At 62.7% G+C, this 21,898-nt stretch carries 18 protein-coding genes and 1 pseudogene; 9 read left to right on the forward strand and 10 right to left on the reverse strand.

Translation table 11 applies throughout. The features are described 5' to 3' along the window. Positions 1-13 precede the first annotated feature (13 nt). The 3 genes from cheY1 to QMO80_RS09630 all read right to left on the reverse strand — a co-directional run bounded on the left by cheY1 (position 14) and on the right by QMO80_RS09630 (position 2,364). A complete protein-coding gene (gene cheY1, locus QMO80_RS09620; protein WP_003570362.1) occupies positions 14-379 on the reverse strand; it encodes a chemotaxis response regulator CheY1 in 366 nt (121 codons plus the stop codon). Then, a complete protein-coding gene (locus QMO80_RS09625) occupies positions 376-672 on the reverse strand; it encodes an STAS domain-containing protein (protein ID WP_003588585.1) in 297 nt (98 codons plus the stop codon). The genes cheY1 and QMO80_RS09625 overlap by 4 nt, the downstream gene beginning before the upstream one ends. A 63-nt stretch (positions 673-735) precedes the next feature. After that, positions 736-2,364, reverse strand: coding sequence for a globin-coupled sensor protein (locus tag QMO80_RS09630; protein WP_283199849.1), 1,629 nt, complete (start codon positions 2,362-2,364; stop codon positions 736-738). Positions 2,365-2,990: 626 nt separating this feature from the next. Here QMO80_RS09630 and QMO80_RS09635 point away from each other — a divergent pair. Beyond that, entirely contained in the window at positions 2,991-4,412 is a 1,422-nt protein-coding gene (locus QMO80_RS09635) for a glycosyltransferase family 39 protein (RefSeq protein ID WP_283199850.1), read from the forward strand. A 24-nt stretch (positions 4,413-4,436) separates the two neighbouring features. Here QMO80_RS09635 and QMO80_RS09640 read toward each other — a convergent pair whose 3' ends face one another. After that, on the reverse strand, positions 4,437-4,736 hold the full coding sequence (locus QMO80_RS09640; protein WP_283199851.1) for a helix-turn-helix transcriptional regulator: 300 nt from the start codon (positions 4,734-4,736) through the stop codon (positions 4,437-4,439). A gap of 34 nt (positions 4,737-4,770) precedes the next feature. On the opposite strand from QMO80_RS09640, the gene ybaL reads away from it, so the two are divergent. From ybaL to QMO80_RS09660, 4 genes are all read left to right on the forward strand, one after another. Then, positions 4,771-6,591 carry a YbaL family putative K(+) efflux transporter gene (gene ybaL, locus QMO80_RS09645; protein WP_283199852.1) on the forward strand — a complete coding sequence of 607 codons (1,821 nt, stop codon included), beginning with the start codon at positions 4,771-4,773 and terminating at the stop codon, positions 6,589-6,591. Between the two features lie 54 nt (positions 6,592-6,645). Beyond that, positions 6,646-7,026 carry a hypothetical protein gene (locus QMO80_RS09650; protein ID WP_283199853.1) on the forward strand — a complete coding sequence of 127 codons (381 nt, stop codon included), beginning with the start codon at positions 6,646-6,648 and terminating at the stop codon, positions 7,024-7,026. Positions 7,027-7,109: 83 nt separating this feature from the next. Next, positions 7,110-9,659: a protein translocase subunit SecD gene (secD, locus tag QMO80_RS09655; protein WP_283199854.1), complete on the forward strand. Its 2,550-nt coding sequence runs from the start codon at positions 7,110-7,112 to the stop codon at positions 9,657-9,659. Between the two features lie 171 nt (positions 9,660-9,830). Next, entirely contained in the window at positions 9,831-10,541 is a 711-nt protein-coding gene (locus tag QMO80_RS09660; RefSeq protein ID WP_283199855.1) for an ATP-binding protein, read from the forward strand. Positions 10,542-10,562: 21 nt separating this feature from the next. Here QMO80_RS09660 and QMO80_RS09665 read toward each other — a convergent pair whose 3' ends face one another. The 3 genes from QMO80_RS09665 to QMO80_RS09675 form a co-directional block, all read right to left on the reverse strand. Next, positions 10,563-11,000 (reverse strand): response regulator, encoded by a 438-nt coding sequence (locus tag QMO80_RS09665; protein WP_071085159.1) that lies wholly within the window; start codon positions 10,998-11,000, stop codon positions 10,563-10,565. Positions 11,001-11,031: 31 nt separating this feature from the next. Next, positions 11,032-11,736: a helix-turn-helix transcriptional regulator gene (locus tag QMO80_RS09670; RefSeq protein WP_283199856.1), complete on the reverse strand. Its 705-nt coding sequence runs from the start codon at positions 11,734-11,736 to the stop codon at positions 11,032-11,034. Positions 11,737-12,211: 475 nt separating this feature from the next. Beyond that, on the reverse strand, positions 12,212-12,589 hold the full coding sequence (locus QMO80_RS09675) for a response regulator (protein WP_116404832.1): 378 nt from the start codon (positions 12,587-12,589) through the stop codon (positions 12,212-12,214). Positions 12,590-12,782: 193 nt separating this feature from the next. On the opposite strand from QMO80_RS09675, the gene QMO80_RS09680 reads away from it, so the two are divergent. From QMO80_RS09680 to QMO80_RS09695, 4 genes are read left to right on the forward strand one after another with little or no spacing between them, the layout of a single operon-like run. Beyond that, a complete protein-coding gene (locus QMO80_RS09680) occupies positions 12,783-14,924 on the forward strand; it encodes a PAS domain S-box protein (protein ID WP_369685936.1) in 2,142 nt (713 codons plus the stop codon). Further along, a complete protein-coding gene (locus QMO80_RS09685) occupies positions 14,911-15,336 on the forward strand; it encodes a response regulator (protein ID WP_064836501.1) in 426 nt (141 codons plus the stop codon). The genes QMO80_RS09680 and QMO80_RS09685 overlap by 14 nt, the downstream gene beginning before the upstream one ends. 4 nt (positions 15,337-15,340) lie before the next feature. Then, the gene (locus tag QMO80_RS09690; protein ID WP_283199858.1) at positions 15,341-16,936 is read left to right on the forward strand and encodes a response regulator; all 1,596 of its coding nucleotides are present in this window, start codon (positions 15,341-15,343) and stop codon (positions 16,934-16,936) included. 21 nt (positions 16,937-16,957) lie between these two features. After that, positions 16,958-18,577, forward strand: a complete 1,620-nt coding sequence (locus tag QMO80_RS09695) for a VOC family protein (protein ID WP_283200153.1) — start codon at positions 16,958-16,960, stop codon at positions 18,575-18,577. Between the two features lie 106 nt (positions 18,578-18,683). Here the strand turns inward: QMO80_RS09695 and QMO80_RS09700 are convergent, their stop codons facing one another. The 3 genes and pseudogenes from QMO80_RS09700 to QMO80_RS09710 form a co-directional block, all read right to left on the reverse strand. After that, positions 18,684-19,577, reverse strand: coding sequence for a DMT family transporter (locus tag QMO80_RS09700; RefSeq protein ID WP_283199859.1), 894 nt, complete (start codon positions 19,575-19,577; stop codon positions 18,684-18,686). Positions 19,578-19,683: 106 nt separating this feature from the next. Further along, a pseudogene (locus QMO80_RS09705) lies at positions 19,684-21,160 on the reverse strand (FAD/NAD(P)-binding protein). A gap of 166 nt (positions 21,161-21,326) precedes the next feature. Next, on the reverse strand, positions 21,327-21,755 hold the full coding sequence (locus tag QMO80_RS09710; RefSeq protein WP_283199861.1) for an OsmC family protein: 429 nt from the start codon (positions 21,753-21,755) through the stop codon (positions 21,327-21,329). Positions 21,756-21,898 lie beyond the last annotated feature (143 nt).

The raw sequence follows: 21,898 nt of genomic DNA on the forward strand, positions 1-21,898 counted from the left end.
AGAAAATCCTGATTTAAGCGGTTACACGCTCAATGGCATCGATCAACTTGGCCGGGTCGAAAGGCTTGACGATCCAGCCCGTGGCGCCGGCCTGGCGGGCGCGATTCTTCTTTTCCGCGTCGCTTTCGGTGGTCAGGACCAGGATCGGGATCGCCCGATATTTCTCGTTGCGGCGGACACCTTCGATGAAGCCGAAACCGTCGAGGCGCGGCATGTTGATGTCGGTCACGATGACGTCAGGATTGGACTCTTCGAGAACCTCGAGACCCTCGACGCCGTCTTCCGCCTGGATCGTCTCGAAGCCGGCATTGTTGAGCGTCACGAGAAGCATGTTTCGGATGGTGCGGGAATCATCCACGGTAAGAACTTTTTTCTTCATTGCCGAATCTCCTTGGCAAGCAGGTGATCAATATTGACGCCCACCAGCTGCATGGTTTTCTGAAATGCGTCGGACACCTTGGAAAAGGTGAATGGCTGCTTGTCCTGCTCCCAGGTCTTCTCGGCGGACATCAGAACCTGGGCGCACAGAGCACCGATCCGCTCGACGCCTGAGGCGTCTATCGACAGACCGCTGCCCCTGAGGGAGAGGAGTTTATCGCGCAAGGCGGAAGCCTCATTGAGGTCGAGCACCGCTGTCAGATCCAGCGTCTTGCCACTCTTCTTTGCTACCATCAGCTTTTCCTTGTCCCCTTGTCCCCGGCTCGAGAAGACGAGCTGAGGCAATCATCCGATAGGTTAGTAAACATTCCGCCCACCTCCGACGCTTGCGAAGGGCTGCGGAAGGCTAAAATCATCATTTTCATATTCATCTTCGGCCACGTCAGGACGGGCGGCGGCTTCGATGGCGCGCCGCGGCGTCACACGAACCGCAGCCGGGCGCCCGGCATTGGCGTTTTCCCGGGCGATGCGGAATTCGCGAATCGTCTGGCCGAGCTCGAGAATGACGGTGTGGAGGTGGTCGGCGCCTTCGGCCGAGCGCTCCGCAAGGCCGGCGCTATCGGCCACCTCGCCGCCCAGACCCCTGACGTCCGACGTGACGCTGTCGAGGCTGGCGGCATGTTCGCCGGTCCGGGTGGCGATGCCTGATATGGCGGCATTGATGTCGGTGACCTGGCGCACGATGCTGCCGATCGAATCCTGTGTGCGGCCGACCATCTGCACGCCGGCGTCGACCTGCGCCTTGGTCGTCGTCACCAGCGTCTTGATCTCCCGGGCTGCTTCGGCGGACCGCTGGGCGAGCGCGCGGACCTCCTGGGCGACGACGGCAAAGCCGCGGCCGGAATCGCCGGCGCGGGCCGCCTCGATGCCGGCGTTCAGCGCCAGAAGATTGGTCTGGAAGGCGATCTCGTCGATCGCGCCGATGATCTGGCCGATCTTTTCGGCCGACTGCTCGATATCGGCCATGGCGCTGATCGCACGGCCGACGACCTCGCCGCTTTCCTCGACGGCGGCGCGCGTCGAGGCCGCGGCCTGTTCGGCGGCTCGGCTGTCGGCGGCGCCGTCGCGCACACTGCCGGCGATGCCGGCAAGGGCGGCGGCGGAAAGCTGCAGCCGGTCGGCCTGGCCGGACGCCGTGCCGGCGAACTGCCGGGACAGGCCGGCAAGCGAACCCGTCGCCGCTTCGGCCTTCAGCGTGCGCTCGGTGATGGCGGTGAACTCGGCCTGGAGCCCATCCAATGCGCCGTTCAACGCGGCGGCGATCGCGGCATGGGCGCCGTCGACGGGGGCGCGCCGCGTCAGGTCGCGGGCGGAAAGGCCTTCGACGACATCGCCGAAGATCCTGGCGATCTCGGCCTCGTTGTCGGCGCGCTGTTCGGCGAGCGCGCGGCTCTCAGCCGAGCGCTGGGCGTTGAAGCGCAGCGAGACGGCGATTTCCACATCGACCATGACGATGCGGATGATCGCGGTCATCAGATCGGAGATTTCGCGGGTGCGGCGCTTGGCGGACGGCAGCAGCGGGCGGCCGGCAATTTCCTCGGCGAGACCGGAAACGACATGCTCCAGCATGACGCCATGGCCGGCCACGTGCCAGCGCGGGTCGAGGCCGATCTTGCTTTCGGTGTCGGAGAGAACCTTGACACGTTCGGCATAGAGGCTGTCGAAGCGGGCATCCGTCAGCACGTCCCAGTGCGAGGACTGCAGATCATGCAGGCGCTCGACCTGGCGCTCGCTGTCGAAATTGCGCGCCGCGTCCGGGAATGACTGGAACCTGTGGAAGAGATCGCGCAGACCTGCCTTCAGATGCGCTTCGAGGGCCGGCCGGTTGCGGCGCACCAGCTCGCACTGGTCGGCATCGAGACCGGCAAAGCGCAGGCGGTCGCGCAAGCTGCCTGCCTGCGCTCCACGAGCCTGATCTGATGGCATGTCCTGCCTCAACGCCTGTCCCCAACCCACTGTCCAGGCGGATGCCCGGTTAAAAACTTTTGCAGCGTCCGGTAAACGCAAAGCCTGGAGACGGTTCTCACCACCGGTTACAACCGGCGGGTCGAAGCCCCCTGATCAGCTATAGTTCGGAGCTGTCTGAAGAGATGGATACCGGATCAACCCGGTACGGCGGGACGGCGTCATGCCTGGTGGGAACGAGTGCATCTTCCCATTCCGACGTGTAAACCAATGTTTATGGTTAATTCCTTGCTTGAAGGTTAATAAGCCCTTCGCAGTGCAGGCTTTTGACGCAATTCAAGGCCGCCCACAGCAAATACTGCGGCGGAGTTGCACGGCTGCTACAAGGCACACGCAAGCTCCGTGTTATAGGCCGGTCGATAACCAAGACATGACGTCGACAAGGACAGAGCAATGATTGTTCTCGGATTGGGTGCCTGCTTGATTGCAATGACGCTGCTTGCCGCCGTCGCCCGCCTCGATTTTCTCGCGGCAAACCGCGATATCCGCGCGCTGCGGGTGTTCTAAAACCCTCACCTGCCCGTTGGCAGCCCGGCACCTTTGGTGTATCGCACTGGCGCCTTTCATGTCAGCGGAACACTTGGTTCATGTCCCCCAGATCCGGTCTCCTCATCGTTCTCGGCTTCACGCTCTGGCGCGTTGTCACGCTGCTTTTCGATCGGACGGACCTTTTCGTCGACGAGGCGCAGTACTGGTTCTGGGCGCAGAATCTCGATCTCGGCTATTATTCCAAGCCGCCGATGATTGCCTGGGTGATCCGCGGCGTGACCGAGCTTTCCGGCTCCAACGCCATCTACTGGATCAGGCTCTCCGGACCGCTGATCCACATGGCGGCGGCACTGGTTTTGATGAAGGTCGCAAAGCGTTTCGTCGGTCCGGAGATCGAAGGCTGGACGGGCGCCACCTATATTACCCTCCCGGGTGTTGCGCTTTCCTCGGTGTTCTTCTCCACCGACGTGATACTCCTGTTTTTCATCGCGATCACCTTGCTTGCCTATTTCGGCCTGACGCAGCGGCGCTCGCTCGGGCTGGCGCTGGTCATGGGCCTTGGCGTCGGCCTCGCCTTCCTGACGAAATATGCCGTGCTGTTCGTCGTTCCGGGCGGCGCGCTTGCCCTTCTCCTCATTCCGGCGGCGCGCATCGCCATCCGGGATTTCATCATCGCGGTTGCGGTCGCGGCGGTCGTCGCCCTGCCGAACCTCTGGTGGAACCTGCAGCACAACAATACGACGGTGCGGCATACGCAGGACATCGCCCATTGGAGCGACCTCGGCATCAATCTCCGTCGCGGGCTTGAATTCTTCTCCGCGCAATTCGGCGTCGTCGGGCCGATCATCTTCTTTGCCATGCTCTGGGCGGTCTATCGCATGATCAGGGGCAGGTGCGACGATCGGGAAAAGATGTTGATCTGGCTGTCGATGCCGGTGGTGGTGCTGATCACGCTGCAGGCAACGGTCGCCAAGGCCTATGCCAACTGGGCCGTGACCGCCTATGTCGCCGGGACCATCCTCGCCGTCTGGCTGCTCTATCGGTTGTGGCCGAAGGGGCTGAGGCTGTCGCTCGCCATCAACGGCATCGCCAGCCTGCTCTTTCCGCTGGCGACGATCTTTCCGCAGCAATTGCTGCTGCCGAACGGCGACGCGTTGATGAAGCGCTATCTCGGCCGCGCCGAGGTCAGCCGCGAGGCCGCCGCACTCGCCGCCCAGGCCGGCACCGACATCATCGTCACCGACAATCGCGACATGGTCGCCGATCTTTTCTATACGCTGCGCGACGCATCCTACAGGATCTATGCGCGGGCGCCCGCCGGCCTTCCGGAGAGTTATTACGAACAGGAATTCGCGCTGCCCGCCGACATTACCGGCAAGGTGCTTTTCCTGACGGACGGTTCCCTCACCTGCGCCGCCGAGACGCCCGAAATGCTGAAGACCTGGCAGCCGACCGAAGGCTATTACAGGGGCAAGTCGCTCTCGGTCTACAAAGTCTCCGCCGCCTGCCTGGCGCCTTGAGCCCAGCGATTCGGATTTAGGGAATTATGCCGTGGGCAGGCAGAGGCCGGTGCCCGCCCCTTCGATCTCGACGAATCTGACGCCGCCTTCCTCGAAGGCGAGGCGCAGCTGCGCCTCGGTCGCGCGGTGGATGTCGTGGTGGCGCCCCTCGTAATCGCGGATGGTGCTGCGCGAGACGCCGGCTCTTTCGGCAAGATCGGTCTGAGTCCAGTCGAGCAGGCCGCGCGCCGCCCGGCAGAGAGCCGGGGTCAGAATTGTTTCCCTTGCGCCTTGACCCATGATTACAACTTGCCCATATTGGTCGATATAGACCATATATGTCATATTACAAACAGGATTTCCAGATCGGGAGACAGCAATGCCGCACGATACGCCCTTGATTTCGACAATCGTCGGCGGCCTCGTGCTGGCTTTCATCTTCGGCGCGTTTGCCCATCGGCTGCGCATGCCGCCGCTGGTGGGCTATTTGATTGCCGGCGTGCTGGTGGGACCGCATACGCCGGGTTATGTGGCGGATCAGAGCCTGGCACCGGAGCTTGCCGAAATCGGCGTCATCCTGCTGATGTTCGGCGTCGGGCTGCATTTCTCACTGAAAGACCTGCTGTCGGTGCGCGGCATCGCCGTGCCCGGCGCGATCGCCCAGATCGCCTTTGCGACCCTGCTCGGCTGGGGGCTTGGCGCCTTCCTGGGCTGGCCGACCGGCGGCAGCCTGGTGTTCGGCCTGGCGCTTTCGGTCGCTTCAACCGTGGTGCTGTTGAAGGCTCTGCAGGAGCGGCGCCTGGTCGAGACGGAGCGCGGCCGCATCGCCGTCGGCTGGCTGATCGTCGAGGACCTCGCCATGGTGCTGGCGCTGGTGCTGATCCCGGCCGCGGCCAGCATCGGCGGTGAGGGCCACGCGCCTGTCGAGCCGCTCTCGGCCGGGCTGAACCGGTTGTTCGGCCTCGATCTCGGTATCGGCGGCATGATCGCCATGACGCTGGTGAAGGTGGCGCTGTTCGTGGCGCTGATGCTGGTCTTCGGCCGCAAGCTCATTCCCTGGACCATGCACCGCATCGCCCATACCGGGTCGCGCGAGCTCTTCCGGCTCGGCGTGCTGGCGATCGCGCTCGGCGTCGCTTTCGGCGCGGCAAAGCTCTTCGGCGTGTCGCTGGCGCTCGGTGCCTTCTTTGCCGGCATGGTGCTTGCCGAAAGCGAGCTCAGCCATCGCGCCGCCCAGGAAAGCCTGCCGCTGCGCGACGCCTTCGCCGTGCTGTTCTTCGTCTCGGTCGGCATGCTGTTCGATCCGAACATCCTGATCGACAAGCCGCTGCCGATCCTCGCCACCATCTTCATCATCGTCATCGGCAAATCCGTCGCCGCCCTGCTGATCGTGCTCGCCTTCAAGAAGCCGCTCGGCACGGCGCTGACGATTTCGGCCAGTCTCGGCCAGATCGGCGAATTCTCCTTCATCCTCGCCGCCCTCGGCGTCGAACTCGGGCTGCTGCCGGAGGAAGGCCGCGATCTGATCCTTGCCGGCGCCATCATCTCGATCATCCTCAATCCGCTGCTGTTCTTCCTCTGCGACCGCCTGCGGCCGCTGCTCGAAGGTGCAAAACGAGAGGAAGCCGTGGTGGAATCCGCTCCCTCCGCGGATGCGGCGGCCGCTCACGAAGAGGTGCCGCCCGAAGACGACGAGGTGCATCCGACTGCTCTCAGCGGCCACGCCATTCTCGTCGGCTATGGGCGGGTCGGCAGCATCGTCGGACAGAATCTCAAATCGTCGGCCACACCTTTTCTCGTCATCGAGGATTCCGACAAGCGCATCGGCGAGCTGAAAGCTCAAGGTATCGAAACCCTGATGGGCAATGCTGTGATGCGGGAAACGCTCGACCTTGCCAATCTTTCCGGCGCCCGCAGCATTGCCATCGCCATCCCGAACGCCTTCGAGGCCTGCCGCATCGCCGAGCAGGCGCGCAGCGTCAATCCGTCGATTCTCATCGTTGCCCGCGCCCATTCCGACGCCGAGGTCGATGAATTGAAGCAATATGGCGCCGACACCGTCATCATGGGCGAGCGTGAAATCGCGCTTGGCATGGTTGACCGGCTCGCCCAAGTGCATCATGACAGTGTGCCCTATGAAGACGGGCATGGGCCTGATACAATTATCGTGGCGGATGAGCCTCCGCCGCCAAAAGAATGAGAGATTGGCGCGCTTTTGAGCCGATGCGGGAGTGACATAGCCGGGACGGAGAAGGTGGAGCTGGAGCAGCACCATCTGACCAGCCGTGTCGCCGTTTCCCTTGTTGTCGCCATGCTTGCCTATCTCGGCCTACTGTTCGGCGGCAATCTGGTCATTTCGCCGGCCGCCGCCGTCAATACGCTTTCCTCGTCCGGCCGCGATCCGCAATCGCCGCAGCTGACCGCGCGTGATGCCGTGCGCGGCGTGCTTGCCACCGAGCGCAGGCTTGCACCGAAGCAGGCCGCCCATGACGGCGGATCGGCCGCCCTTGCCGCGGCCCCGGTTGTCGATTTCGCCGGCTGGACCATGTCAGCCGCGTTTCCGGCATTTGAAGCTCCGCTTCATGCCGCGGTCTCCAGGACCCACCAGCCGCGCGCACCGCCGACTGCTGCCTGACGTTTGCGCCGAGGCGCTCCCGACATCTGACGACATGCCGCCAGCGCCCGCGCGCCGGCCACCGATTATCTAAGGAATACAACATGCGTACTTCACCATGGCTGGTGTTCACCTATACGGTGATCATCCTTCTCGGCATATTGATCGCTTTGCCGAACGTCCTGCCGCAATCCGTCCTTCAGCGCGTGCCGGCATGGCTGCCGCATGAACAGGTGTCGCTCGGTCTCGACCTTCGCGGCGGCTCGCATCTCGTTCTGGAAGTCGACGAAGCGGATCTGACCAAGGAGCGGCTGCAATCGCTGCTTCAGGACGCGCGCCGCGTGCTGCGCGAAAAGGGCATCCAGCCGAAGGCCGTCGTCCGCAGCCAGAACCAGATCGTCGTGACACTCGCCGACGCCACACAGAGCGATGCCGCCGTCACCGAACTCAAGACGCTGGCCAACCCGATCAGCACCGGTCTCAGCGCCGGCCAGGCGGATCTGGATGTCACGGCGAACGGAGCGACCATTACCGTCGGCTTCTCCCGGGCCGGCATCTCCGCCAATGTCGATAACGCCGTCCAGCAGAGCCTTGAAGTCATCCGCCAGCGCGTCGACCAGGTCGGCGTCTCCGAGCCGACGATCCAGCGCATCGGCGCCAACCGCGTGCTCGTGCAGCTGCCCGGCGCACAGGATCCGACGCGGCTGCGCCAACTTCTCGGCTCGACGGCGAAGATGTCGTTCCACATGGTGGCGCCGAACAACCAGCCCGGCCCTGGTATCACCATGATGCAGGACGAGGAAGGCCGGTCCTATGCTGTTCTCGACCGTGTCGAAATCTCCGGCGACCGCCTTTCGGATGCCCGCGTCAGCTTCGACCCGAACACGCATGAGCCGGTCGTCAGCTTCCGCTTCGACAGCGCCGGCGCCACCCGCTTTGCCGATATCACCCGTCAGAATGTCGGCAATCCCTTCGCCATCGTCCTCGACGACAAGGTGCTGAGCGCACCCAATATCCGCGAACCGATCACCGGCGGCTCCGGCCAGATCTCCGGCAACTTCTCAGCCGACAGCGCGACGACGCTTGCCGCCATGCTGCGCGCCGGCGCCCTGCCCGCCAAGCTGACGGTCATCGAAGAACGCACCGTCGGCGCCGACCTCGGGGCCGATGCCATCAAGATGGGCATCTATTCCGGCATCGTCGGCTTTGCTCTCGTCGCGCTCTTCATCTTCGTGCTCTATGGCACCTGGGGCGTGCTGGCGAATATCGCGCTGCTGATCCACACGATCCTGACCTTCTCGGCCCTGACGCTGGTCGGTGCGACGCTGACGCTGCCGGGCATTGCCGGTGTCGTTCTCGGCATCGGCCTTGCGGTCGATGCGAACGTCCTCATCAACGAGCGTATTCGTGAAGAGACCCGCAAGGGCAAGGGCGCCTTTGCCGCCATCGATACGGGCTTCAATCGTGCCTATTCGACAATCATCGACGGCAATATGACCGCCCTGATCGCTGCCGCCATCCTGTTCTTCTTCGGTTCCGGGCCGGTTCGCGGCTTTGCCGTGACCATGGCGCTCGGTCTGATCATCTCGATGTTCACCTCGGTCGCCTTCGTTCGCGTCGCGATGATCGAGATCACCCGCCGCCGCAAGTTCAAGGTGCTGAACATCCGGCCGTTGATCCCGTTCAGCCCCTATGACAAGCACATCGAGTTCATGAAGGCGCGCTTCTTCGGCCTCACCGTTTCGGCGCTGCTGTCGATCGCCTCCGTCGTGCTCTTCATTCATCCCGGTCTCAACTACGGCGTCGATTTCCGCGGCGGCATCCAGATGTCCGTCAAGACTCAAGGGGCGGCCGATCTTGCGAAGTTCCGCGAAGGTCTTGACAGTCTCGGCCTCGGCGAAATCACGCTGCAGTCCTTCGGCGACAACAGCAGCATTCTCGTTCGCGCCCAGCGGCAGGAGGGCGGCGAAGAGGCGCAGACGGCAGCGGTGACCAAGCTGAAGGCGGAAGTCACCAAGATCGATCCGACCGCCACCGTCGAAGGCACCGACGTCATCGGCCCGAAGGTCAGCGGCGAGCTTGCCTGGGCCGGCATCCTGTCGGTGGTGATCGCCAGCTTGGCGATGCTGATCTACATCTGGGTGCGGTTCGAATGGCCGTTTGCCGTCGGCGCCATCGTCACGCTGGTGCTCGACGTCACCAAGGCGATCGGCTTCTTCGCGATCACCGGCCTCGACTTCAACCTGACGGCCATCGCCGCCATCCTGACGCTCGTCGGCTACTCGGTGAACGACAAGGTCGTCGTCTATGACCGCATGCGCGAAAACATGCGGCTCTACAAGTCGATGCCGCTGCGCGAGATCATCGACAAGTCGATCAACGAGACCCTGGCGCGAAGCCTCTACACCAATGCGACGGCCTTCCTCGCCCTGGTGCCAATGGCGATCTGGGGCGGCAGCGCCGTCTCCAGCTTCGCGATCCCGATGGTCTTCGGCATTCTCGTGGCCGGCGCCTCGTCGATCTTCATCGCGGCACCGATCCTGCTCTTCCTCGGCGACTGGCGCCGCCGCCACGCCAAGGCGGCACCGGCAACCGATGGCGCCGTCGACATCATCCCGCCGGAACAGGGCCGCCCGCGCAAGTCGGCGAGCTAAAATCCGCGTGTTGACGCATCCTTGAAGAGGGCGCCGGTTGCAGAGCCGGCGCCCTCTTTCTATTGTCGATGATTGCAAGGATGAAATCTTGCAGCGATTCAAAGGATTACAGCGTCCTTGGCGCGTTGAAAAAGAAGCGCGGCGCTATAGCAGAGATCGGGAAACCGCCAGATGTCATCAAACCCGACGAGACGACCGGAAGAAAACGATAGCAGTGAGGAGCGCATCAGGCGTTTTCTCGCAACCGCCTCACACGATCTGCAATCGCCGCTGCGCCATATCGCCATGTATGCCGAGCTGCTGCTCGACGATCTCGAGGAAACGCTCGACGGCGAACAGCTTCAGAGCCTGCGGATGATCATGGAAAAGGCGCAAGCCGCACAGCGCCTGACCAAGGCATTGATGAACCTTGCCGGCGGAGCACCTCAGGTGACGCCCGAAGAGGTCGATCTGCAGGCGCTGGCCGAAAATATCTGGGGTGAGCTGATCGACGAAACCGCGGTCGGCGATGCGACGCTGGAAAGCCAGGGCCTGCCCTCCATCCGCACCGACCCGGCCCTGCTCGGCCTGGTGCTGCGGCATCTGCTGACCAATGCGCTGACCTGGCGCAGCGAAGCGCCGCCGCATGTGGCTATTGCAGCGGAGCGAATGGGAGCGGATTGGTTCATCCGGATTTCCGACAATGGGACGGGTATCGATCCGGCCTACCGGGAGCGGATCTTCGAGCCGTTCTGGAAATTGCCGAAGGCGGGAACGGTGCCGGGCGCCGGTCTCGGATTGACGACGGCGCGGGAGTTTCTGGCAGCGCTTGGCGGCGATCTCAGCCTCGAACATTCGGATCAAAGCGGCAGCCGCTTCCTCATCCGCCTTCCCGTCGCCTGAGCTTAACGCACGCGCGTTCTCTCAGATGCTGTAATCGTCCTTCCAGAAATCCGGGACGTCATAGGTCACATATTCGCGGATGATGTGCTGCAGCGTCTGGGCGTCGATTTCATCCTTGCCGATGCGGAAATCGACGCCGTAATCGGGGAATTCCTGGAAATAGCCGCCCGAAATGTCGGTCGAGACGACGCCGATCGGGCCGGTGTAGCCGATGCCGCGCAGTTCCGGCACGGTTTCGCGGAAATCGGCGTTCGGCAGAAGGCGATTGTCGAGCAGGATGAGATCGAAACGCGCCAAGCGGATCTTTTCCAGCGCGTCACCGATCGATGGCGAATATTCAACCTCGACGGCCGGCTCGGAGAGATCGGCGATCTTCTTCTTGAGCGCCCGGAATTCGATGAATTCGTCGTCGACGAAGAGAACCTTCACGGCATTCTTTCGCACAGTTTCGGTGGTCATCGACTTAATTTCCTCAATCCCGAAACCGGCTTCACGTGACCAAGCCGTTGCGCAACGCGATCGCCACCATATGAACGCGGTTCACTGCGTCAAGCTTCCGCGCAGCCGCAGTGATGTGCGAATTGACCGTATGCTCGGAAAGACCGAGGATGATGGCGATCTCAGCCGACGTCTTGCCTTCGCTCGTCCATTTGACGATTTCCTGCTCGCGCTGGGTCAGCCGCCCGGACATTTCCGGCGTCAGGATTTCCTCATAAAGCTTGTCGAAAATCCGCATGGCGTCGAGAAGCATGTCGGCGATCTCACTCTGATCCGGCTCCTGACGTTCGCCGCTGAGCACGAGGCAATAGCGCCGCCCTTCCGGGGTGAACAGCGGGATGAACAGAAAGACCCCGCTCAGGAACTCGTTGAAAACCAGATCGGAGCGAAAATCTTCCGGCCTTGCGCTCCTGCCATGAACCGGCGTTGCCAGAAACTGGGCGGACTTTGCCCGGACGGTCCCGAGCGCTTCCTTCAACGACGTGATGAAAAGGCCGACGCGCCGCTCGGCGACATTGGTGATGACGATATCGCGTTCCCCGAAAGGGGCCGAAGCCTCGGAAATGCGGGCAAGCGCGAAATTATCGAAGTTATAGTGCTGTGCTGCCGACTTCAGCAGCCGGAAAAAATCGGTGCGGTTGATGGCCCGGCTCAGCTCCGGTCCGGCATGAAAGGGAATTGCCGGGGCGTTGTTCATTCCCACTCTTCCTCTCCTCGATGCCTCCGATCCCGAAATCTTGGGATATACGTCTTAGACGCGAAGAGCTACAAAAATTGCGAGACGGTTGATGACGAATATCGAAACGGGGACTTTCGATGGTCAAAGGCGGAAATCATCAATTATCTCAACTACAGGTGATACACGGGCAGACTTTACTGAGGGGCAGTAGTTCTTACCTGGGTGTCGTATTCTTCCTGCATTCAACATCCATGAATGCAGGAAGGCAGTGCCAGACGTAAGCGCGAGAGAGCCGACAGACCCATTTGGCTAAGGGGTTGGCTGATGTTCGTGGCGGCGAACGCGGGTCGATCGGCTCTCTCAGCGCTTATTCTGCGTATCATTTCCTTCGCTTCGGTTGCATCTTGTGATGCGTCCTCGACCTTGTCAATTGCGGTTTGTCATATGGTTGGGACAGAGGAGGGGGAACAGGCTGGCGGGCTTTCGCCACTTCCTACATCTCAAGATTGAGAATAATCCTGGCGAGGTCAAGCGGCTTCTCCAGATAGGCATCGGCGCCGGCCTCAAGCGAGCGCGCGCGGTCCTCGGCAGCGTCCGAGCCGCTGCAGATGGCCAGCCGCATTGCCTTGAACCGATCGTCTAGGCGCAGCCTGCTCACCAGTGCGATGCCACTGTCGAGCGGCATGTAGAGATCGGCGACCAGCAGTTCCGGCAGCGCCCAGCCTTCGGCCGCGCGCTGCTCCAGCGCCGCCAGCGCCGTCTCGGCGGTCGAAAAACAGAATAGATCGACATCTATCTGCTGCTTCCTGCGGATATAGTCGAGATAGAAGAGATCATCCCTGCTGTCGTCGACGTAAATTATGGTAGGCATTCAGCACCGTGATTGGATATTGTTCGAATGAACCTCGTTGTCCTTCGACCTCACGATATCGCGATTTCGCGAAAATTCGATCCATCTTATCGAAAAATCATTTCGCAAAAAGCGCGGCACCGCCCTCGCCTACCTATTGAGTATTCCTCGATTTCGGAAAAAATGGCCGCGCGAACCGAGGAGGACATGACGGGTGCAGGATAAGGGCAACGTGGACCTGCAGGACCAGCGGAGGCGGCGGCGCTACCGTGGCTTTGCGATTGCGGTCGGCTGCCTGATGTTCCTTCTCGGAACGAGCGCCCTTGCCGGCTGGCTGCTGCAGATCGAGGCGATCATTTCCCTGGTTCCCGGCTTTCCGTCGATGGCCTTCAACACCGCGCTCTGCTTCGTGCTGTCCGGCCTGGGGCTTGCCGCCTCGACGCTGGCTGGCCGTCGCTTTCTGATAGCCGCAACGATCATGACAGGCTTTGCTGCGGCGATCGCGGCGGCCCGGCTCGTGGAAATCGTCACCATCGGCCGGACGTTCCACAATATCGACCTGTTGATCAACCGCTTCGTCGTTCCGCCGGATTTCATCGCGCAGATCGGCGGCGGCATGGGCCCGAACACGGCGCTGGTCTTCCTGATCGCCAATCTTTCGCTGCTGCTCTCTATCCACGTCGAGAGGAAAAGCCAGGTGGTGCAGGAACTGACGAGCTACGTCGTCATCACCCTCGGCATGATCGCGCTCGCCAGCTACGTCACTGACGCCGAACAGGGTTACCGCTGGGGATCCTATGCGGCGATGGCGCTGCATACGGCGGTCGGCATGGTGATCTTCGGCTCGGGGCTTCTCGCGCGCTCCTGGTGGATGCAGCCGGCAAACCGGGCGCAGATTCCGCTCTGGATCCCGGCCGCGGTCTGCTTCACCGGCCTTCTCGTCGATCTCTACACGCCGCTCGGCGTTGCCAACGGCATTCTCTATGTGCCGCTGGTGCTGACGGCGCTCTGGTTCGGCAACAGGAACGCACCGCTTTTCTTCGCCTTTGCCTGCACCGTGCTGTTGATGCTCGGCTTCTTCGCCGTCAGGCATGACGAGGCGGCATTCTGGCAGGAGATCGCCAACCGCACGATTACGGCTGCGACGCTCTGGCTGATCGCCATCCTCGTGTTTTATTTCATGCGCAACAACCACAACCTCGAAACCGAGCGCGTCCGCTTCGGCGCGCTGGTGCGCGGCACGCCCGATGCCGTCATCGTCATCGACGAGAGTGGAACTATCAGGAGCTTCAACCCGGCGGCCGAAAGCATGTTCGGTTACTCCCTGCAGGAGACGATCGGCCGGAATATCAAGATGCTGATGCCCGAACCCTACCATTCCGAGCATGACGGCTATCTCGCCCATTACCGGAAGACCGGCGAGGAGCGTATCATCGGCACGACGCGCATGGTTTCCGGGCGACGCAAGAACGGCATCGTCTTTCCGATCGATGTTTCCATCAGCGCCGTCTCCACCGGCGATGCGAAGATCTTCGTCGGCATCGTGCGCGATATCAGCGAGCGCGCCCGGCAGGAAGAGCGGATGAAAACCACGCTTGCCCAGCTCGAGGCCTATACGGCCGAACTCGAGCGCAGCAACCACGACCTCGACGAATTCGCCTATATCGCCTCGCATGATCTCAAGGAACCACTGCGCGGCCTGCACAACCACTCGCGATTCCTGCTGGAGGACTACGAAGACAAGCTCGACGACGACGGCGTGCGCCGGTTGAACCGGCTGGTGCGCCTCAGCCAGCGCATGGAAAAACTCGTCAACGACCTGCTGTATTTCTCCCGGCTCGGGCGGCAGCAGCTGGCGGTCAAACGCAGCGATATCGGCCTGATCGTCAAGGATGTCGTCGCGACGATGGAACTGCTGCTGGAGGAACGCCATGCCAAGGTCATCATCGACGGCCAGTTGCCGGATGTGGTCTGCGACGCGCCGCGGCTGACCGAAGTGTTCCGCAATCTCATCACCAATGCTATCAAATACAACGACAAGCCGGCGCCGCTGGTGTCGATCGGCTATCTCGAGCGCTACGTCGGCCAGGACGGCACGGTTGCCCGCAACGTGTTTTTCGTCCGGGATAATGGAAAAGGCATACCCCAGGAATTCCATGAGGATATTTTCCGCATTTTCAAACGGCTGGAAAAGTCGCAGGATTCCGACGACGGCACCGGAGCAGGCCTCACCTTCGTCCGCAAGATCATCGCGCGGCACAATGGCGATATCTGGCTGGAATCCGAGGTCGGCACCGGCACCACATTCTACTTCACCCTGGGAAAAAAGCGCGAGGGGCAGAATGCAGCAGCGTGACACGCAACCGATCCTGATCGTCGAGGACAGCGAAGACGATTTCGAAGCAACGATGCGCGCCTTCAAACGCACCAACCTGCGCAACTCGATCCGCTGGGCGGCCTCCGGCCAGGAAGCGCTCGACATGCTGACCGCCATGGTGCCGAAACCGGGGCTGATCCTGCTCGATCTCAACATGCCGGGCCTTGACGGCCGCAAGACGCTGGAGGCGATCAAGTCGAACGCCGGCTGGCGCAAGATCCCGGTGGTGATCCTGACGACCTCCGACGACGAGCGCGATATCGAAGGCTGCTACGCGCTCGGCGCCAATACCTATGTGCAGAAGCCGGTCGATCTCGACGGGCTGTTCGCGGCGATCCAGCGGCTGAAGGAATACTGGTTCGAAATCGCCATCCTGCCGCTCGAGGACTGACAGATTGGCGGAAGACTGCAGCATTCTCATCATCGACGACAATATCGACGATCGCGAGGTCTATCGCCGCATATTGAGCCGCGTCTCCAGCACCGTCTATAACGTCCTGGAGGCGGAGACGGGCGAAGAGGGTCTTGCGCTGAATGGCCGCAAACGGCCGAACTGCATCCTGCTCGACTATTCGCTGCCGGGTCGCAACGGCCTCGGCGTCCTTGCCGATATCCTGGAGAGCGATCCCGCCGCCAATGTCATCATGCTGACCGGCCAGGGCAGCGAAACCGTCGCCGTCGAGGTGATGAAGAGCGGCGCGCGCGACTATCTGACGAAGGATTCGCTGTCGCCCGAAACGCTGCATCGCTGCATCCAGAACGCCATCATGCACGGCATGCTGGAAGCGCGGCTGGAGCAGAAGCGGCAATCGCTCGAGATCTTCACGCGCGCCATGGCCCATGATCTGAAGGAGCCGCTGAGGACGATCAAATCCTTCAGCCGCATCCTGGCCGGTTCCGCAGCACTTCCGGCCGACGACCGCGAACTGCTCGACTATGTGCTCAGCGCCGCCGACCATATGGAAGACCTGATCGTCAAGGTCTCCGGTTTCACCAGGCTCGAGGCCTCCGGCGGACCGGAGCTCACGCCGGTCTCGCTCTCTGCCGTGCTCGATCAGGTGGAGGACAATCTGCGCCAGCAGACCGAAAGCCGCGGCGCCGTCATCATCCGCGGAGCGCTGCCGGAGGTCATGGGCGATGCGACGCTGCTGACCCAGCTCTTGCAGAACCTCGTGTCGAACGCCATCCGCTATTGCGAGCAGAAGGTTCCGGAGGTCACCATCTCGGGCGAAGCCCATGGCGAATTCTGCCGCCTCACCGTGCGTGACAACGGGCCCGGCATCGATCCTCAGCATCGCGAACTGATCTTCCAGCCGTTCAAGCGCCTCGTCGGCCGCGGCATCGAGGGCACCGGGCTCGGTCTCGCCATCTGCCGCCGCATCGCGCAGCTGCATGGCGGCTCGATCTGGTGCGAGGCGGAGAACGGGCCGGGCGCCACCTTCATTCTCGACGTGCCGCTCGCCGGGACGAGGCCCGAAGCCCCCGCGGCAGCGGCCGTCCCGCACAGCGGCAAAGCGGCGGAACAGCCGGGCGAAGGTGCGGGCAGGCTTGCCGAAGTGCTGTTGGTGGAGGACAGCCCGGCCGACATCCAGCTTCTGAAGATCAAGCTGATGCGGCGGGAGAAGGTGGATTTCAACCTGCATGTCGCCACCAACGGGCGCGAGGCGATGCGGCTGCTGGAAGAACGCGCCGGCATTGCCGATGTGCCGCAGATCGACCTGATGCTGCTCGACATTAACATGCCGATCATGGACGGCTTCGAGGTGCTGCGTGCGCTTTCCGCCGATATCCGCCTCAACCGGATTCCCGTCTGCGTTCTCAGCACCTCAAGCGATGAGACCGACAGGCAGCGGGCCAGAAATCTCGGTGCGCGCGCCTATATGGTCAAGCCGCCGACCCTGCAGCAACTCGAAGAGGCGCTCGAATATGTCGACCATTTGGAATTGCTGCAGCGCGGCGATTCGCTTGCACTTTGTGCGGAACAAAACTAAGCGATGGTCATTGGCAACGGTATGACCTTCGCAGCTTTCATACTCGCGCTCCTGACGACGCCGCTTCAATCAGGACAGCTCTCGATGGTATCAGGCATACATCACGTGACGGCCATCACCCGCAAGGTGCAGGCGAACGTGGACTTCTATGCCGGATTTCTCGGCATGCGGCTGGTCAAGCAGACGGCCGGCTACGAGGATGTGACGCAACTTCATCTCCTCTACGGCGATGCCGTGGGAACGCCGGGTTCCCTCCTCACCTTCCTCGCCTGGGAAGACGGCGCGCCCGGCCGGGCCGGCTACGGCCAGATCAGCGAAGTCTCGCTGTCGATCGACCCCGCCAGCATCGGCTACTGGCTGACGCGCGCCATGAGCTTCGGCCTGCGCTCGGAAGGACCGGCCGACGAATTCGGCGAGCCTGTGCTCCGGCTGAAGGACCCCGACAACATCATCCTCAAACTCGCCGGCGCAAAGCACCTCACATCGCCTGATGTCTGGGACGGCGCCTCGATCCCGGCCGAACACGCCATCCAGCGCGTGCGCGGCGCAACCATGCTGACGGAGAAACCGGCTGAGAGCCGCAGCTTCATCGAGAGCCATTTCGGTTACCGCTTCCAGGCCAATCGCGGCACGATCGACAGGCTGGTTTCGCAGTCCGGCGACGTCATCGACGTGCGCGATGCCCGCGGCTTCTGGTCCGGGGCGCCGGGCACGGGCACGGTCGATCACGTCGCCTTCCGCGCCGCCGACGAGGAGACGCTGCTTTCGTTGCGCAAGGCCCTGGAAGCCACCGACGCATCGCCGACCAACCTGCATGACCGCAAATATTTCCGCTCGCTCTATGCCCGCGAGCCCGGCGGCACGCTGATAGAGCTGGCCACCGACAAGCCGGGCATGACCGTGGATGAGGAGCAGGCGGCGCTTGGGACGAAGCTGTTCGCGCCGCCCGAAGCGATCACCAATCTCCACGACCTGAAGGTCGTGCTGCCGCAGTTTGCAATGCCCGGCCAGCCGCGCATCAATTACCGCGAGCTGCCATTCGTCCATCGCTTCTATACGCCGCCGGATCCCGACGGCAGCGTCTTCGTGCTGCTGCACGGCTCCGGCGGCAACGAGACGACACTGATGCCGCTCCTCAACAAGGCGGCACCGCGCGCGACGCTGCTCGGCGTGCGCGGCCGGGCGACGGAGGAAGGCTTTCCGCGCTGGTACAAGCGCATTACCCCCTTCTCCTTCGACCAGAACGACATCAAGACCGAGGCGGAGGCCTTCGCCGCCTTCATCGAGGGCGCCGTCAAATCCTACGGGCTCGATCCGCAGAAGACCGTCTATGTCGGCTATTCCAACGGCGCCAACCTGTTGAACTCACTGCTCTACCTGCACCCGAACCTGGTGCACAAGGCGGTGCTGCTGCGCTCCATGCCTGTTCTCAGCGACTATCCGCATGCCGACCTCAAAGGCACCGACCTGCTCGTCATCAGCGGCAAGACGGATGCCTACGGCAAATATGCGAGCGAGCTGGAAGAACGGCTGAAGAGTTCGGGCGCCACGGTCGATTCCGACGTCATTCCCGGCGGCCACGATCTCGGCGATGCCGATGTGCCGATCATCCAGAAATGGCTGCTGCAGGAAAACCGCTAAAGCATGTCGCGCAAAAGTGTGCCGCGGTTTTGCGGCAACGACATGCGTAAAAGCAAAAGCGAAAGCGCGTCGCATGAATCAAGTTTGACGCGGCGCGCTTTAACGATCAGCCTCGGCGGGCGACCATGATGCCGGCAAGCACGACCGCGCCTCCGAGCGCCTGCATGGTTCCGATCGCCTCGTTCAGCAGTGCCCAGGCAAGGATTGCCGCGACGACCGGCTGCAGCAGCAGCGTCAGCGACGAGAAAGCCGGCGGCAGATAGGCCAGCGCATAGGTGATCGCCACCTGCCCGCCGGCATGGCTGATAAAGGCGAGACCGAAGAGGATCGACCAGCCATAGAGACTTGCCGGCAGCATATGCCCCTCATGAATGAGAGCGACCGGGAAGATGAAGACGGCAGCCGAGGCGGTGCTCCACAGCATGATGCGGATCGTATCGAACCGGCTGCGCAGCCTGCCGATCGCCAGGATATAGCAGGCATAGAAGAAGGCGGCGATCATCGCGATACCGTCACCGCTAAGGTCGCCATTGCCGATGGCTGCCGGCCCGCCCTTCAGAATGACGACGCCCGCCAGCGCCAGGACAAGTCCGAGCAGGAAGACGCCGCTCGTCCGCGCCCGGAAAAAGACAAAGGCGATCATCGTCACGAAGACGGGCGCGAGGTTGGCAAGCAGCGTCGCATTGGCAACCGAGGTCATGGTCAGCGAAAGGTGCCAGGCGGCGAGATCGAGCGACAGCATGAGGCCGGGAAGGATCAGCATGCCATAGTCGGAAAGGCTCTGCGGCTTCGGGCCTGCATTCTTCTTCATCAGCGAGACGATAAAGATCGGGATCAGCGCCAGCGCCACGCGCCAGAAGGCCGTCGCCATCGGCCCGACCTCGGACAGCCGGACGAAAATCGGCGAGCCGCCGATCGCCGCCCCGCCGAGAATGAGGGCTGCAAGGGCGAGGCGATTGGAAGGCGAGGCTTCGGAAAGGGTGGAGGCAGCCTGCGACATGATCTCGATATTTCTGGTCGCCCAAAGGCGATGGAATTTTGGCTGGCGTGTGCGTATCAGAAGTCGATCACAAACGACAGCCGACAAGCGACATGGGAGCGCAAAATCAGGCCGGACGCGTCTTTGTCGCCAGCAGCTTTTCAGCAATCTCGGTGGCGACGAAGAAGGCATGCTCGGTCACCTGCGGCAGCCCCATCAGCTCGCCGAAAGTGCCGCGCGCCAGCGGGCCGGAGATCAGCAGCGACGGGTCCGCTTCTCCCGACTGGCCGATCGCTTGCGAATGCCCGGTGCAGGCAAGACCGAGGCCGGTGGGATCGAGCGACAGGTGCCCGTTTGCGGCAAGGGCTGCGAGCCAGGGCTGGGTATCGAGAATGCCGCCATGGGCCGGGCCGGTGGTGACGATGACGGCGTCATAACTCCGCTCCAAGGGCTGGTGCCGATGACGCGGCTGCAGGGTGCATAGGATAAGCTCGCCTTCGATACGCGCATCGGCGACCGAGCCGGCAAGGATTTCGAGGCGGCCGGCGGCAACCGCCGTGTCGAGCACGGCCTCGACCTGCGGCGCGATCCGGAACCGGTGCACGTCCCAATAGGGACGCAGATGGCGCACGAGACGGCGGCGCTCGGCAACCGGCAACGCCTGCCAGAGATCATATCCCTGCGCCCGTACCTGATCGAGCACGCCGTGCCAGCTTATGCCCTGCGCCTTCGCCGCCTCGATGGCGGCGCGGATCGCGGTCAGCAGGGACACGGCAGAATGGGCCGCATCGGAAATGAAATCGCCGAAGAGCGGCTGCGGCACCGGCGCATGCCCGCGCGAACGCAGGCCGCGGCGCGAAATCGCCGTCACGGGACCGTCGTGGCCGCGCTGGGCAAGCGAGGCGATGACATCGGCGGCCGTCAGGCCGTTGCCGATGACCAGCACCCGGTCATGCGGGCGGATGACGTCGAGCGCGCCTGATTTGGTGGTATCGGCGACAAAACGCGGATGGCCCGCAAGCCGGCTCGCCAGCCGGCCGGGGGCTGCCGGCGGCGGATGGCTGGTGGCGATTGCGACGATTTCGGCCTGCGTCACGCCGCCCTTATCGTCGCGGATCGACCAGCGGCCGGAACGGCGCTCGACGCCGGTCACCGCGGCGCGGCAATGACGCACGCGACCGTCTTCCAGCAATGGTTTCAGCAGAGAGGCGACATATTCGCCGAACAGCCGGCGCCTGGGGAACAGCAGGCCTTCCGGCCGTTTTGCCTCCGGATCGTCGGCAACGGCGTCGCGGGCTTCGATCCAGGCCTGGAATTCGCCCAGTTCGTCGGGCTGCAGGCTCATCTTGGCGGCTGGGACATTGATGCGGTGAGCCGGATCATCGGTATCATAAGCCAGGCCGCGGCCGAGCTCGGCGCGCGGCTCGAAGACCAGGATGACGGGATGCGCGTCGCGCGTCGCCCGGGCGAGATGATAGGCGACGCCCGCGCCGGAGACACCGCCGCCGATAATGGCGACGACGGGCGGTTCGGGCGTCGGAGAAGGCTTGGAATGCATGGCGGCCGGGATACTGCTTCGATACCCGAGCATAGAAGCCGGGCATGGGCCGCGCAATCCTCCGCCGGCAATTGTCTATAAATATTGTGCAGATTCAATCTAGAACAGGATGATTTTAGGCCCGGTCGGCCTAAAATCTGAATCCTGTTCTACATTAAAGGGTTAGAGCATGATGTCGTCCGAAAACCGCTCACACTTTTCGGCATCATGCTCTATGCCGATATCGTCATCGAAAAATCGGGATTGCCGCGGATCGTATTGCTCACCGTGCAGATCTCATCCTCGGCCGCATGGACGATCTTCTGCCGGGTTGCCTCGTCGATATCGCCCTTGATCGAGAAGGCGATGTTGAATCTGGCAACACGCGAAAGGCCCTCGGTCGCCTTCTCACCGGTGACCTCGGCGGTGATCTCGCTGATCCTGTCGAGAACACCCATCTGGCTGGCGGCCATGCGGGCGCTGAGCACGAGGCAGGCCGAGAGCGAGGCATAGAGCAGGTCGAGCGGATTGAAGCCCGGCTGCGACGGTGAGGTGACGATATCGATCTCGCCCCTGGTGGCGGAGGTGACATGCGGAAAACCGGTGCGGCCGAGAGCGGCGGTGGCGCCGGTCGGGCGGGGACGAGCCTTGAGATCGACCATGATGAAATCCTCTCGTGAACATTCTGCAGATGACAATGTCAGCCCGGCGCCGCACCGGGCAATGGCTGCCTGTCGGTTTCGGAACCTTTCCATCCGTCAGCAGTTGATTACACCTGAACGAAATCAGTGACAAAGGTGGATTG

Source organism: Rhizobium sp. BT03 (assembly GCF_030053155.1).
In the GTDB taxonomy this organism is placed as follows: Bacteria; Pseudomonadota; Alphaproteobacteria; order Rhizobiales; family Rhizobiaceae; genus Rhizobium.